Origin of the sequence: Gordonia sputi NBRC 100414 (assembly GCF_000248055.1) — a bacterium.
GTDB classification, from domain to species: domain Bacteria; phylum Actinomycetota; class Actinomycetes; order Mycobacteriales; family Mycobacteriaceae; genus Gordonia; species Gordonia sputi.
Genome location: NZ_BAFC01000022.1, coordinates 125,354 through 138,839 on the forward strand (window position 1 = coordinate 125,354; position 13,486 = coordinate 138,839).

13 protein-coding genes are annotated in these 13,486 nt (G+C 66.4%); 11 read left to right on the forward strand and 2 right to left on the reverse strand.

The window, feature by feature from the left end; all coding sequences use genetic code 11:
* Nucleotides 1-448: 448 nt before the first annotated feature.
* The 8 genes from GOSPT_RS03005 (at nucleotide 449) to GOSPT_RS03040 (ending at nucleotide 9,155) form a co-directional block, all read left to right on the forward strand.
* Nucleotides 449-1,033, forward strand: a complete 585-nt coding sequence (locus GOSPT_RS03005) for an Rv1476 family membrane protein (protein ID WP_005202823.1) — start codon at nucleotides 449-451, stop codon at nucleotides 1,031-1,033.
* 374 nt (nucleotides 1,034-1,407) lie between these two features.
* The gene (locus GOSPT_RS03010; protein WP_039854581.1) at nucleotides 1,408-2,964 is read left to right on the forward strand and encodes an NlpC/P60 family protein; all 1,557 of its coding nucleotides are present in this window, start codon (nucleotides 1,408-1,410) and stop codon (nucleotides 2,962-2,964) included.
* A 165-nt stretch (nucleotides 2,965-3,129) separates the two neighbouring features.
* Nucleotides 3,130-4,371 carry an AAA family ATPase gene (locus GOSPT_RS03015; RefSeq protein WP_005202829.1) on the forward strand — a complete coding sequence of 414 codons (1,242 nt, stop codon included), beginning with the start codon at nucleotides 3,130-3,132 and terminating at the stop codon, nucleotides 4,369-4,371.
* A complete protein-coding gene (locus tag GOSPT_RS03020) occupies nucleotides 4,361-5,299 on the forward strand; it encodes a DUF58 domain-containing protein (RefSeq protein WP_005202831.1) in 939 nt (312 codons plus the stop codon). Before GOSPT_RS03015 ends, GOSPT_RS03020 begins: the two co-directional genes overlap by 11 nt.
* An 8-nt stretch (nucleotides 5,300-5,307) precedes the next feature.
* A complete protein-coding gene (locus tag GOSPT_RS03025; protein WP_005202832.1) occupies nucleotides 5,308-6,285 on the forward strand; it encodes a VWA domain-containing protein in 978 nt (325 codons plus the stop codon).
* Nucleotides 6,286-6,355: 70 nt separating this feature from the next.
* A complete protein-coding gene (gene fabG1, locus GOSPT_RS03030; protein ID WP_005202834.1) occupies nucleotides 6,356-7,093 on the forward strand; it encodes a 3-oxoacyl-ACP reductase FabG1 in 738 nt (245 codons plus the stop codon).
* 80 nt (nucleotides 7,094-7,173) lie between these two features.
* A complete protein-coding gene (inhA, locus tag GOSPT_RS03035; protein WP_005202835.1) occupies nucleotides 7,174-8,010 on the forward strand; it encodes an NADH-dependent enoyl-ACP reductase InhA in 837 nt (278 codons plus the stop codon).
* Complete coding sequence (locus tag GOSPT_RS03040; protein ID WP_005202838.1) at nucleotides 8,007-9,155, forward strand: ferrochelatase; 1,149 nt, start codon at nucleotides 8,007-8,009, stop codon at nucleotides 9,153-9,155. Before inhA ends, GOSPT_RS03040 begins: the two co-directional genes overlap by 4 nt.
* 33 nt (nucleotides 9,156-9,188) lie before the next feature.
* On the opposite strand, the gene GOSPT_RS03045 is transcribed toward GOSPT_RS03040, so the two are convergent.
* A complete protein-coding gene (locus tag GOSPT_RS03045; RefSeq protein ID WP_039854497.1) occupies nucleotides 9,189-9,989 on the reverse strand; it encodes an Rv1486c family protein in 801 nt (266 codons plus the stop codon).
* 142 nt (nucleotides 9,990-10,131) lie between these two features.
* Here GOSPT_RS03045 and GOSPT_RS03050 point away from each other — a divergent pair, with 142 nt between their 5' ends.
* From GOSPT_RS03050 to GOSPT_RS03060, 3 genes are all read left to right on the forward strand, one after another.
* Nucleotides 10,132-10,962: a DUF3097 domain-containing protein gene (locus GOSPT_RS03050; protein WP_039854499.1), complete on the forward strand. Its 831-nt coding sequence runs from the start codon at nucleotides 10,132-10,134 to the stop codon at nucleotides 10,960-10,962.
* Between the two features lie 61 nt (nucleotides 10,963-11,023).
* The gene (locus GOSPT_RS03055) at nucleotides 11,024-11,452 is read left to right on the forward strand and encodes an NfeD family protein (protein ID WP_005202845.1); all 429 of its coding nucleotides are present in this window, start codon (nucleotides 11,024-11,026) and stop codon (nucleotides 11,450-11,452) included.
* Nucleotides 11,453-11,457: 5 nt separating this feature from the next.
* Nucleotides 11,458-12,678: an SPFH domain-containing protein gene (locus GOSPT_RS03060; RefSeq protein ID WP_005202847.1), complete on the forward strand. Its 1,221-nt coding sequence runs from the start codon at nucleotides 11,458-11,460 to the stop codon at nucleotides 12,676-12,678.
* Between the two features lie 3 nt (nucleotides 12,679-12,681).
* On the opposite strand, the gene GOSPT_RS03065 is transcribed toward GOSPT_RS03060, so the two are convergent.
* The gene (locus GOSPT_RS03065; protein WP_005202850.1) at nucleotides 12,682-13,392 is read right to left on the reverse strand and encodes a TVP38/TMEM64 family protein; all 711 of its coding nucleotides are present in this window, start codon (nucleotides 13,390-13,392) and stop codon (nucleotides 12,682-12,684) included.
* Nucleotides 13,393-13,486 lie beyond the last annotated feature (94 nt).

A 13,486-nucleotide genomic window follows, 5' to 3' on the forward strand; every position in this document is an offset into this window, starting at 1 on the left:
GTCTCACGTGTGCGCACGTGGACTGCGTGGCCGGCTCGTCGACGAACGCCGCTCGTCGACTCCGACCGTGACCCGACGGGCTGCGCCGGGTGTTCGAGTGCTGTCGGTGGCGCCGGTGGGTGGTACCGATGCCTCCCTGCCCTCGCGGGGCGGCCACGGGGCCGCCGTGGTCACCATGTCATCTTAACAGTACGGCTGTACTGTTTACAACACGCGACACGCCCGCTTACCGCCTACCTCCAGCATCCTCCATTCTGGCGCATGCCACGAGGCGAGGGTCACGCGGTCGTGTGCGCGTCGGCGACATTTAATGGCTGCGAAACCTTCTTAGGTGACACGCGGGGGTGGGTCCCCGACCGCGATCGGCCATTGGGCAGGATTGGCGTGGCAGCGCGCATGCCTTCCGGGTATGGGGTTCTACTGCAGAGCAGAAAGTTGGGTACAGCTGATGAGTCCAGGTCCACAGGGCTACCCCGCGATCATCCCTGCGAACGTCGACATGACAGGCCTGCGGCAGGAACTGCTCGCCGACCACGTTGCCGCACCCGCCGATCAGGAACCCGCGCTTCGCGCCCTGGTGGCCCGCGCACAGTCCGACGGGCACGACCTCAACGTGGTCGTCCTGACCGAGCCACAGCCGAACTTCACCTACTACCGCGACATCGCCACCCAATTGCAGTCCGAGGTCGGCGGGACCGTCCTCGTCATCGGCCCCAACTCGGTCGGTAGCTCCTCGGCCGACTTCAGTCGTGTGGTGCAGGAGCAGGCCATGGACGACCTGACGCTGCAGAATCCGTCCGTCGCCGCCACACAGATGTACGAAGAACTGACGTCACCGCAGATCGACTGGACGCTCGTCACCATTCTGCTGATCGTCGTCACGATCATCGGAGCCGTACTCGCGCGGGCGCGCACCATACGTGCACGTCGACGGCGCGGCGAGGTCGCACAACCGGTCACACAGTCGTCGCCATCGGCTGCATCTGCGTCGGGCGAGGACGTGGCGTCGGCGACGTCGTCGTCCACTCATTGACACCCGTCTGAAAATCTCACGTCGCCAACCGCCGACCCCCGCTCGTAGGGCACAACCGGGTCTCGTCGTCGTTCGACGCTCTGTTGCCAATTCGATACCTGGCGAGTCATCTCGCCCTTTGGGCTGTTCACGGCATTTTCCCAGGTAATCACCTGTATGTAATTCGTTGCAGCGGTTTTCTCGTGTGTCCGATGTGACGTACGGTTCTCATGTCACTTGTGTTGCTGTTGGTATCCAATGCACCACATGTGGTAGGTGATGCACGTTGGATGGTTGGGGAAGACGTGCACCCTGTGTTCGGACATGGAGATGCGTGCGACTCGAGGCAGCGCGACTTGAGGCATGACATCGCCGGCGAGGGCGAGGAGTTTCACGTGAGGCGAGTGACCACCGGTGTGGCTCGTGGTACCCCCAGGCGGGGCACACCGCGATTTGCACGTCTAGGGGCCGTACTTGCGGTCGCGATGCTCAGCGGAATGGGTGCGGGACAGGCACTGGCCGCCCCGGGCGCGACCGCGCCGAAGAAGCCGACGAGCGCGGTGTCGACGTTGATCAATCAGATCGCGACGGCCAACCAGAACATCAAGGATCTCGACGGTGCGGTGGCCGTTCGCCAGGAGAACGCCAACAGGTCGCTTGCCGACTACCAGAACTCGATCGCCGCACAGCAGTTGGCCACACAGGCCGCGTCCGGCGCCGAGAACTCGCTCACAAAGGCCAACGGTGCTGCCAAAGATGCGCAGAAGTCCTTCGACGCACTGATCCGCGACGTCTATCGGAACGGCACCACGTCGAGCTCGATGACCAAGTACGTGTCCTCGGATAACCCCGATCGGGTGCTCGAGCGGATGTCGACTCTCGACCGTGTCGCCCGCAACCAGCAGGACACGATCCGTCGTCTGCAGGTGGCCCGCAACCAACAGGCCAACAGGGTCTCTGCGCTGCAGGCTCTCAAACGTCAGGCAGCGCTTGCCACGTCCGGCGCGGAGCAACGCAAGAACGACGCGCTCGCCGCGGTACGCGAAGCGCGGTCGGCGATGGTCGACGAGCAGCAGCGTCGCAACTCGCTCGTGGCGCAACGCGATACGGTCCAGCAGCAGCTCGACAAGCTGCGCGGCACGGTCACGACGCCCAAGAAGGTAGACGCTCCCGCGCCGACCGATCTGTTGTCGGGGCTTTTCCCCGGAATCCCGGGACTGCCGGGACCTCGTCCGAGCGCGCCCGGCGCAACTCAGGTCGACGGGACGAGTGACAACCAGGCACTGCAGGTAGCCGCGGAGGCCGCCGCTCGACTCGCGGGAGACCTGGGACAGAAGGCGCTCGCGGCGATGGTCGGTCAGGCGCAGATCCCGCACTCGGAGCTCTTGGATGAACTCGGACTCGGGGGAGCCTCGCTGGGATCGTCCGGTGCGGACAGCATCGCCAGCAGGCTCGGTTCCGGCAGCCTCGGCACTTTGTTCGGCAGTTCGTCGGGTGGCGGCGGCGGGCCGGTACGTCCGGGCCTGCGTGGCCCGCAGGCCGTGGAGATCGTCGTGAACCGTGCGCTCTCGCAGCTCAACGTGCCCTATGCGTGGGGTGGCGGCGACGCCAACGGCCCCACCCTCGGTATTCGCGACGGCGGTGTCGCCGACAGTTACGGCGACTACAACAAGGTCGGCTTCGATTGCTCGGGTCTCATGATGTACGCGTTCGGCGGCGTCGGCATCCAGCTCCCGCACTACACGGGCTACCAGTACACATCGGGTCCCCAGGTGCCGCTGGCGCAGATGCAGCGTGGCGACATGATCTTCTACGGACCCAATGCGAGTGAGCACGTCGCGCTCTACCTCGGCGACAACAAGATGGTCGAGGCGCCGCAGTCCGGCGACGTCGTGAAGGTGTCTCCGCTGCGCACGGCTGGTGCGATGCCCAACGTGGTGCGGCTGCTCTGACCGTCCCGGTACTGAGCTGACAACGGTGTGCCACGCCATCCGAACGACCTTCTTGGCGCGTTTTCAGGACGCACGGCTACGCTGGCTTGCAATCATGTCGGCAACCGATTCTGCGCGGACATAACCCGGCCGGGCCGGGATCCGGACGAACCTTAGGAGTACGGGTTGACCTCTTCGCATCCGAACACTGAGCAGGCGCAGGCTGCGTCGAACTCAGCCGGGGGAGCGGTGACGCTCAGCGACGACGACGTGAAGCTCGTGGAACGCGCGATCTATGAGGTCAAGCGTGTGATCGTCGGCCAGGATCAGCTCGTCGAGCGCATCCTCGTCGGACTGCTGGCTCGCGGGCACATCCTTCTCGAGGGTGTCCCCGGTGTCGCCAAGACGCTCGCGGTCGAGACGTTCGCCAAGGTCATCGGCGGCAGCTTCTCCCGAGTTCAGTTCACGCCGGATCTCGTGCCCACCGACCTCCTGGGAACCCGCATCTATCGGCAGGGTCGCGAAGAGTTCGACACCGAGCTCGGCCCCGTCGTCGCGAACTTCCTCCTCGCCGACGAGATCAACCGCGCGCCTGCAAAGGTCCAGTCGGCGCTCCTCGAGGTCATGGCCGAGCGGCACGTCTCGATCGGTGGCACCACCTACCCGATGCCGAGTCCGTTCCTCGTCATGGCGACGCAGAACCCCATCGAGAACGAGGGCGTCTATCCGCTGCCGGAGGCGCAGCGCGATCGCTTCCTGTTCAAGATCCTCGTCGACTACCCGTCGGTCGAGGAGGAGCGCGAGATCGTCTACCGGATGGGCAATGTCCCACCGAGTGCGTCGCAGATCCTCGATCCGGAGACGACGATCCGGCTGCAGGAGACCGCGGCCAACGTGTTCGTCCACCACGCGCTCGTCGACTACGTCGTCCGTGTCATCAACGCGACCCGACGTCCCGCTGAGCTCGGCCTCCACGATGTCGACTCCTGGTTGTCCTACGGAGCCTCGCCGCGCGCGACGCTCGGCATCGTCGCAGCTGCGCGCGCGCTGGCACTGGTCCGCGGCCGTGACTACGTGATCCCCGCCGACATTGTCGAGCTGATCCCCGACGTCCTGCGTCACCGTCTGGTGCTGAGCTACGACGCTCTCGCCGACGAGGTCACCGCCGATCAGATCATCAACCGCATCCTGCAGACCATCGGACTGCCGCAGGTGGGTACCCAGCCGGTGCAGCAGCAGGGGCCGCCGGTCCAGGCAGTGCCCGGTCAGCCGATGCCGGGTCAGCCCGCAGGGCCCCAGGCCCCGGGCGTGAACGGTGCACCCGGTCAGAACCCGCAGCAGCCGCAACAGGTACAGCCGGTGAACGGGGCGCAGGGCCGCTACCCGGCGGGACCGGCCAACCAGACGTCAGCGCGGTATGGCGGCTAACAGCACACTGCCATCGCTCGAATCAGGCCTGCTCGACGAACCTCAGCTCTCGGCAGCGCTGAAGTCGCTCGAACTGACGGTGCGCCGCAAGCTCGACGGCGTGCTGCAGGGCGAACACCAGGGACTGATTCCGGGACCGGGCTCCGAACCCGGAGAAGCACGGCCCTACCAGCCCGGCGACGACATCCGGCGGATGGAGTGGTCGGTCACCGCGCGCACGACCCAACCTCACGTCCGTCAGATGATCGCCGACCGTGAGCTGGAGACCTGGCTCGTCGTCGACGCATCCGCGAGCCTCGACTTCGGCACCGTCGCCCACACGAAACGAGAACTCGCGGTGGCGGCGTCGTCGGCCATCGTGCATCTCACCTCGGGTGGCGGTAATCGCCACGGGGCGGTGGTCTGTACCGGCGACAAGATCGTCCGCGTACCCGCCCACGCCGGGCGTGCCCACGATCTGAGCCTGCTGAAGACGATCGCGACCACCCGTCGCGCAGCACCCGGCGTGCGTGGCGATCTGAAGGCCGGGCTCGAAGCGTTGCGTCGACCGCAGCGCCGCCGTGGCCTTGCGGTCGTGATCAGCGACTTCCTCGGTCCGATCGACTGGGAACGTTCGTTGCGCGCCATCGGCGCGCATCACGAACTCCTGGCGATCGAGGTCCTCGATCCCCGCGATCTCGAGTTGCCACCCATCGGTGACGTCACACTCGCCGACGCCGAGTCCGGCGAGATCAGACAGGTCACGATCACCGAGTCGCTGCGACGCGACTTCGCCGACGCCGCCCGAGCTCACCAGCAGAAGGTGCATCGCACCATCCGTGGCTGTGGCGGACCCGTGTTGTCGCTGCGTACCGATCGGGACTGGATCAACGACATGGTCAAGTTCGTGGGGCGTCGTCGCCGCGGACTCGCCGCCGGGGTGGGGTGAGGACGACAGTGTTCTCGCACCCCTGGTGGTTGCTCGCGCTCGTCCTCGTCGCCGCTCTCGGCGCAGGCTACTGGTACATGCTCCGCATGCGGCGTCAGCGGGCGTTGCAGTTCGCCAACACCGAGATGCTCGACCGCATCGTGCCCGCAGAGCCGCGGTGGAAGCGTTGGCTGCGCCACGCACCTATGGTCGCGCTGCTCCTGGCGTTGGTGCTGCTCGTCGTCGCAGTCGCCGGACCGCAGGCCAACCGCAAGATCCCGCGGAACAAGGCGACGGTGATCCTGGTGATGGACGTGTCGCGCTCGATGAACGCCACCGACGTCGCACCGTCGAGAATCAAGGCGGCACAGGCGGCGGCGAAACAGTTTGCCGACAACCTCACCGACGGCATCAACCTCGGACTGATCTCCTTCGCGGGTACGGTGTCGACCCTGGTGACCCCGACGCCCAACCACGATGCCACCAAGCAGGCGGTCGACAAGTTGCAGCTCGCCGACAAGACGGCGACCGGTGAGGGAATCTTCGCCGCTCTGCAGCAGATCCAGACGCTCAACGCGGTGCTCGGCGGAGACGAGGGCGCGCCACCCGCGCGCATCGTGCTGCTCTCCGACGGTAAAGAGACCGTGCCAGACGACCCGGACGATCCGCGCGGAGCCTTCACCGCCGCCCGCAAGGCGAAAGAGGAGAAGATCCCGGTGTCCACGATCTCGTTCGGTACCTCGACAGGAACCGTCGATCTCGAGGGCGATCAGGTTCCGGTTCCCGTCGACGACGAGTCGCTGCGCAAGATCGCCAACCTCAGCGGTGGCCGGTTCTTCACGGCGTCGAGTCTCGATGAGCTGAACAAGGTCTACAGCACCCTGCAGGAGGAGATCGGCTACGAGTACCGCAAGGGTGACGATTCGTGGCCCTGGCTGCTCGCCGGCACGATTTTCGTCATCCTCGCCGCGGGTGGGGCGATGCTCATCAACCAGCGATTACCCTGATCGGCGCCGAGCATCCCGGCATCGACCCTGCCGACGGCACACGTACCCGCAACGGATAGGTTTGTTACCCATGTCGCAGAGCAATGAATCTCCCAGCCGTGTCTCGCGTTCGGTTCTCGTGACCGGCGGCAACCGCGGCATCGGTCTCGCGGTTGCTCGTCGTCTCTCCGCGGACGGCCACAAGGTTGCGGTCACCCACCGTGGCTCCGGCGCTCCCGAGGGGCTGTTCGGCGTCACGTGCGACGTCACCGACACCGCGTCCGTCGACGCCGCGTTCAAAGAGGTCGCCGAGCACCAGGGTCCGGTCGAGGTGGTCGTGTCGAATGCGGGCATCACCGCAGACACTCTCTTGATGCGGATGAGCGTCGACAGCTTCGAGGACGTCGTCGATGCCAACCTGACGGGCGCATTCCGCGTGACCAAGGCCGCGACGCGCGACATGCTGCGCAAGCGGTGGGGTCGATTCATCTACCTCGGTTCGGTCGTTGCGCTGATGGGTACCCCGGGGCAGGCCAACTACGCGGCGTCGAAGGCCGGATTGGTTGGCCTCGCCCGCTCGGTCACACGCGAGCTCGGCGGACGCAACATCACCGCGAATGTCGTCGCGCCCGGCCTCATCGATACCGACATGACCCGGTCGCTGCCCGAGGAGTACACCAAGACAGCCGTCGACCAGGCGATCCCCGCCAAGCGCATGGGACAGCCAGAAGAAGTCGCCGCTGTGGTCAGCTTCCTCGCGTCCGACGACTCGGCCTATGTCACCGGAAACGTCATCAACGTCGACGGCGGCCTCGGTATGGGCCACTAGCCGTATCAGCCGCACACCCCCAGCCGCACACCGACAGACACCATCCACAGACACGCCTACCCGCAGAGGAGCCCAGCACTGTGAGCGGAATCCTGGACGGAAAGACCGTCCTCATCACCGGCATCATCACCGACGCGTCGATCGCGTTCAGCACGGCAAAGGTCGCGCAGGAGCAGGGTGCGAAGGTGATCATCACCGGCATCCCCGAACGACTGCGGCTGATCGACCGCATCGCCAAGCGACTTCCGCAGGAGGTGCCGCCCGCGATTCCGCTCGACGTCACCGACGAGCAGAGCCTCGGCGAGCTCGCCGACAAGGTGCGCGAACTCGCGCCTGAGGGTGTCGACGGCCTCGTCCACTCGATCGCGTTCGCGCCGAAGACGCTGATGGGCCCCGACGCCGTGCCCTTCCTCGACGGTCCTGGTCCCGACGTCGCGAAGTCGTTCGAGATCTCGGCATGGAGTTACGCCTCGCTCGCTCGCGCGGCGCTGCCCGTGATGAACGAGGGCGGATCGATCGTCGGCATGGACTTCGACCCGCGCACGGCACTGCCGGACTACAACTGGATGGGCGTGGCCAAGGCCGCACTCGAGTCGGTCAACCGCTACGTGGCACGCGAAGTGGGTTACGCGAAGAAGATCCGCTCGAACCTCGTCGCCGCGGGTCCGATCAAAACCCTTGCAGCCAAGGCTATTTCGGGTACGGCAACCGACGATGCCAAGAAGCTCACCATGCTCAACACCTACTGGGACGGCGCGTCGCCCATCGGTTGGGACGTCAACGACCCGGTCGTGGTCGGCAAGAGCGTGTGCACCCTGCTCAGCGACTGGCTGCCCGGCACTACCGGCTCGATCGTGTACGTCGACGGCGGAGCCAGCCACAACACCTGGTTCCCGGAGAACTTCCTCAGCGAGTGACATCGCAGAGCTCGAGCACGCAGAACAGCACGGCATTCGACGCCGTGCTGTTCCTCTCGTTCGGCGGACCCAACGGGCCCGACGAGGTGATGCCGTTTCTCGAGAACGTCACGCGCGGTCGAGGCATCCCGCGCGAGCGACTGGAGGCCGTCGCCGAGCACTACTACCACTTTGGTGGGGTGTCGCCGATCAACCGGCTCAATCTCGACATGATCGAGTCGTTGCGTGCCGAGCTCGCGCGACGGGGGCGCGACCTTCCGGTCTACTTCGGAAACCGCAACTGGGAGCCGATGGTCGAGGACACCGTCGAGCAGATGTACGCCGACGGTCACCGGCGTGTGCTCGTGTTCCCGACCTCCGCCTGGGGTGGCTACTCGGGATGCCGCCAGTACCACGAGGACATCGCCCGTGCCCTCGACGCTCTCGCCGAACGCGTCGCCGATTCCGCCGACGACCCGTTGTTGCTCCGCAAACTTCCGCAGTACTGGGCCGAGCCTTCTTTCGTCGACGCCGGCGCAGATGCCGTGCGACGCGCTGTGTCTGCGCTGCCCGCTTCGGATACGCCGGCTCATCTCGTCTTCACCGCGCACTCCGTACCGATGACTGCCGACGCGGCGTCGGGGCCGGTCGACGAGACCGCCGAACGCACCGGCGACACCACGAACGGCGAGGGTATCGCGGCCGGCGGTGGTCGGCTGTACTCACGGCAGGTGCGCGCGGCGTCGAACGCCGTGGCCGAGGCGGTCGGGGGCCCTGCACCGTCAGATGTCGATCAGGTCTGGCAGTCGAGGTCGGGCCCACCGCAGATCCCGTGGCTCGAGCCCGACATCTGCGACCACCTCGAATCTCTCTCCGCGGCAGGCATATCCAGAGTGGTGGTGAGTCCCATTGGATTCATCTCCGACCACCTCGAGGTGGTGTGGGACCTCGACAACGAGGCCGCGGAAGTCGCCGAGAAACTCGGGATGGAATACGTGCGTGCCGACAGCGTGGGCACCGATCCACGCTTCATCACGCTGATCGCCGATCTCATCGACCGGTATGCCGACGGCGGCGGTGATCTGCGGGCTCTCGGGTGCGCCGACAATGGCGCGACGTGCCGCCCGAACTGTTGCGTCCCCGCGCGCCGACCGCAGCGCGCTTAGCGATCAGGGCGAGACGGCCACGAGTCGCTGAGTTCAGGGGATCGTCGGCACGTATTCCGAGATCACCCGGTTCACCGCTGCGCCGCGTGCGGCGCGGGCAAGCGAGACCAGTCGACGCAATTCGCCGTCGCCGGAGAGCAATTCGTTCGACGTTGCGCCGAACGTGACGTCACCTCGACCGGCGACGGTGACGATGGCCTCGATCTGCGCGGCCGTATCGATCACTCTGCTGGCGCGGGCGTCGTCGTGGGGCGGGAGGTCGACCTGATTGCGCAGCGTCAGCGCGCGGACGGAGCCACGGAGATCGGCGGGCGGGTTGCCTGCACGCGATCCGACTCTGGTCGCCAGGGCTGCTGCCTCCGAGACCGATTGCCGCAGTTGATATTCCACTTCTCCGACGGGCGCGGACGGATCTGCGGGCAGCGGTCCGGCGTAGCGGTGGACAGACCAGCGGCAGACGTCGGCGTCGAGGTGGGGGACGAGCGCAAGGGGACCGGCGCGCTCTCCGATCTCATCGTCGACCAGCAACACTTCACCCGCTGCGAAAGACGCAGACGTGGCAGGTCCCGGGGGCAGGCCGTGCGGGTCGCCCGCCGACGGCAGGCGCACCGACATCGCCGTGGCATCACGGAGGAGAGCGAGGAGTCCGAGAACGCCGTCGTCGCCGACGCGTGGGTGGTCGGTGTGGTCATCGACCACATGGCGGTCGGCGAAGATCGCAAGCGTGTCGGCCACATCGTCGGGTGAGCATCGGCCCGCCAGCCACGCCGCGGCCCAGCCACCGAGCGCGCATGCGGGCCACGCTCGCGTCACGGTGTGGTCGGTACTGGTCACGAGGAATCACGATACCGATGGCTGCTCACGCGCGCTGCGCGCACCGACCCCACGCGCGTAGCGCGCATCGACTCCGACACGTCCGCGGCATGCCCGGCGTGGCGACACGTGGCGGGTCCGGTCTGCCCCTAGCGTGTCCGGGATGAGCGACGATCGATATGGACGAGACGTGCTGGCGACGCCGCGGCGGGCCAAGCCGCGACCACCCGAGGTGGCGGCCCAACGTGACCTGGTTGTCGAGGATGCCGCAACCGGCTTCTGCGGTGCCGTCATCGGACTGGAGAAGAGCTACTCCGGCGATCTCGTGCGACTCGAGGATCGTCACGGACAGTCGCGCGTGTTCCTGATGCTGCCGGGTGCGTTTCTCATCGACGGCAAACCGGTGACGCTCGTGCGCCCACGGACCCGCGGGCCGCAGGCCCCGTCACGCACCGCGTCCGGATCGCGGGCGCTGCCGCAACAACGTGCGCGGCAAGCCAGGGCGAGTCGACTCTTCGTCGAGGGTGTTCACGACGCCACGCTCATCGAGCGTGTATGGGGCGCCGACCTCCGCGCCGAAGGCGTCGTCGTGGAGAGCCTCGACGGACTCGACAATCTCGAAACCGCGCTGTCGGAGTTCGGGCCGGCACCGCATCGACGCGTCGGTGTCCTCGTCGACCACCTCGTCGCTGGCTCCAAAGAAGAACGGCTGACGGCAGAAGTCGGTGACAACGTGCTGGTGTGCGGACATCCCTACATCGACGTCTGGCAGGCGGTGAAACCGTCGTCGGTACGCATCGCCGCGTGGCCCGATGTCCCGCGCGGCGAAGACTGGAAAACCGGCATCTGCGCCCGCCTGCGGTGGGGAACTCCGCAGGATGGTTGGCGTCGAGTCCTGGCCGGCGTCAACGACTTTCGCGATCTCGAGGTCCCGTTGCTGCGGTCGGTGGAAGAGCTGATCGACTTCGTGACACTCGCGCCTGACGACGACTGATCGGACTACGCAGTTCTGCTCGACGTCCGGTTTGTCGGATTCGTTCTGGCACAATGAATATATGAGCGCACTGATCTGGCTTGCCGCCGCGGTCGTGCTGCTGATCGGAGAGATCTTCAGTGGCGATCTCGTCCTTCTCATGCTCGGCGGCGGGGCTCTTGCGACCGCGGGAGTCGACGCCGCGTTCGACCCGCCGATATGGGTCGACGGCGTGGTCTTCGCCGTGGTGTCGATCCTCCTCGTGGCTCTGGTACGGCCGATTGCCAAGCGCCACATGTTGAGTCGCCCACGGGTGCTGACCAATACCGAGGCGCTCGAGGGCAAGCGCGGCGTCGTGACCGAGCAGGTCGACGGCAGCGACGGCCGGGTCAAGATCGGCGGCGAGATCTGGTCGGCGCGCTCGATGGATCCGGCCGAGACCATCGAGCCGGGCGAGCACGTGACAATCGTGCAGATCGACGGCGCGACCGCCGTCGTCTGGAGAGGGTGAGTTCCATGGAATACATTGGCCTGGCTGTAGTGATCCTCCTGGTTCTCTTCGTCGTGGTGGTCCTCGCGAAATCGGTGGCGCTCATCCCGCAGGCCGAAGCAGCGGTGATCGAGCGGCTCGGTCGCTACACGCGGACCGTCTCAGGTCAGCTGACGCTCCTGCTGCCGTTCATCGACCGGATCCGAGCACGGGTCGACATCCGTGAACGTGTCGTGTCGTTTCCTCCGCAGCCGGTGATCACCGAGGACAACCTGACCCTCTCCATCGACACGGTCGTGTACTTCCAGGTCACCAATCCCCGCTCGGCGGTGTATGAAATCGATGACTACATCGCGGGTGTCGAGCAGCTGACCATCACCACGTTGCGCAACGTCGTCGGCGGCATGACGTTGGAGGAGACGCTGACCTCGCGCGACTCGATCAACGGGCAGTTGCGCGGGGTTCTCGACGAGGCGACCGGCAGGTGGGGTCTGCGGGTGGCCCGTGTCGAGCTGAAGTCGATCATGCCGCCACCGTCGATCCAGGAGTCGATGGAGAAGCAGATGAAGGCCGACCGGGAGAAGCGCGCGACAATCCTCGCGGCAGAGGGCCAGCGCGAGTCGGCGATCAAGACGGCAGAGGGCAACAAGCAGAGCCAGATCCTCGCGGCGGAAGGCGCCAAGCAAGCGGCGATCCTCGGCGCCGAGGCTGATCGCCAGTCGCGCATTCTGCGTGCCCAGGGCGATCGCGCGGCGGTCTACCTGCAGGCGCAGGGCGAGGCGAAGGCCATCGAGAAGACTTTCGCGGCGGTGAAGTCGAGCAAGCCGACGCCCGAGGTTCTCGCCTATCAATATCTGCAGCAGATTCCGGAGATGGCCAAGGGCGAGGCGAACAAGGTCTGGGTGCTGCCCACCGATTTCGGGTCGGCGCTGCAGGGATTCGCTCGGTCATTCGCTCAGCAGGGCGATGACGGCGTGTTCCGGTACGAGCCCAACCATGACGAATCGGCCCCGGAGGTCGACGACGCCGAGACCGAGGACTGGTTCTCCCTCGCATCAGACCCCAAGGTCGCGCAGGCGGTTGCGGAGGCCGAGGCCGTTGCGCGTACGCCCGTCGCCCCCGAGGTGAGCACACGGCCCGCGCGATCGTCGCTGCCCTACGCCGCCGCGCAACCCGCCGCGGGCGAGTTGGCCGACGCCGCGTCTCCTGCAGCGCAGGCAGACGACGACGCGTCGCGCACCGAGTGAGGTCTACGCAGCTGTCGACTGCTCGCGTACCGGTAGTCGGACGTCGACGATCAGCCCGATGACGCCGACGGCGAAGAACGTGGCGCTCAAGAGCATCAGCATCGGATTGCGTTCGCCGGTCAGGGCGTTGCCGAGCAGGACCACCGCGACGGTGCCCGGCGCCGAGGCGACGATCGTTGCGACCAGATAGGGGAGCAGTCGCACCGACGAGAGTCCGGCGCACCAGTTCAGCAGCCAGAACGGACAGATCGGGATCAACCGCAACGATCCGATCGCCAACCACCCGCGCGCAGCAAGCCTCCTGTCGATCGTCATGACGACCGGACGGCGTAGGAACGGCGTGACCCGGTCACGCCCTGCCCACCGCGCGAGGAGAAATCCGAGCGTGGCGGCCACCGCCGTCGCGACCAGTGCACCGGCAAGACCCACGACTGGTCCGAACAGCACGCCCGCGGACACCGTGAACACGGTCCGGGGGATGGGAAACACGGTCAGCAGCGCGTACGCGAGGAAGAAGACCCAGACGAACCCTGGCCCCAGGTCTTGGCCCCAACTACGCACACTTGCGACCGTCGGGACGGGGACCAGGTACGACACCAACAGGACAATGCAGCCCGCGACGAATGCGATGACCGCGTTTCGGATGACCCGTCTGCGTGCCACACGGTCCCCGACCTGACGTGGAGGCGTCGGGGTCGCGGTCTCGGAAGGCACCGGGTAACTCTACTCGTCATCTCATGTGCGAACTGCTTCCGTGGAGCACTTACTCGACCGAGCGAACGATCGGCTAAGGTTCGGTTACGCGCCC

Coding starts and splice junctions, on each gene's coding strand:
- GOSPT_RS03005 (WP_005202823.1), top strand. CDS start 449: ATGAGTCCAGGTCCACAGGGCTACCCCGCGATCATCCCTGCGAACGTC.
- GOSPT_RS03020 (WP_005202831.1), top strand. CDS start 4,361: ATGGCGGCTAACAGCACACTGCCATCGCTCGAATCAGGCCTGCTCGAC.
- fabG1 (WP_005202834.1), top strand. CDS start 6,356: ATGTCGCAGAGCAATGAATCTCCCAGCCGTGTCTCGCGTTCGGTTCTC.
- GOSPT_RS03050 (WP_039854499.1), top strand. CDS start 10,132: ATGAGCGACGATCGATATGGACGAGACGTGCTGGCGACGCCGCGGCGG.
- GOSPT_RS03055 (WP_005202845.1), top strand. CDS start 11,024: ATGAGCGCACTGATCTGGCTTGCCGCCGCGGTCGTGCTGCTGATCGGA.
- GOSPT_RS03060 (WP_005202847.1), top strand. CDS start 11,458: ATGGAATACATTGGCCTGGCTGTAGTGATCCTCCTGGTTCTCTTCGTC.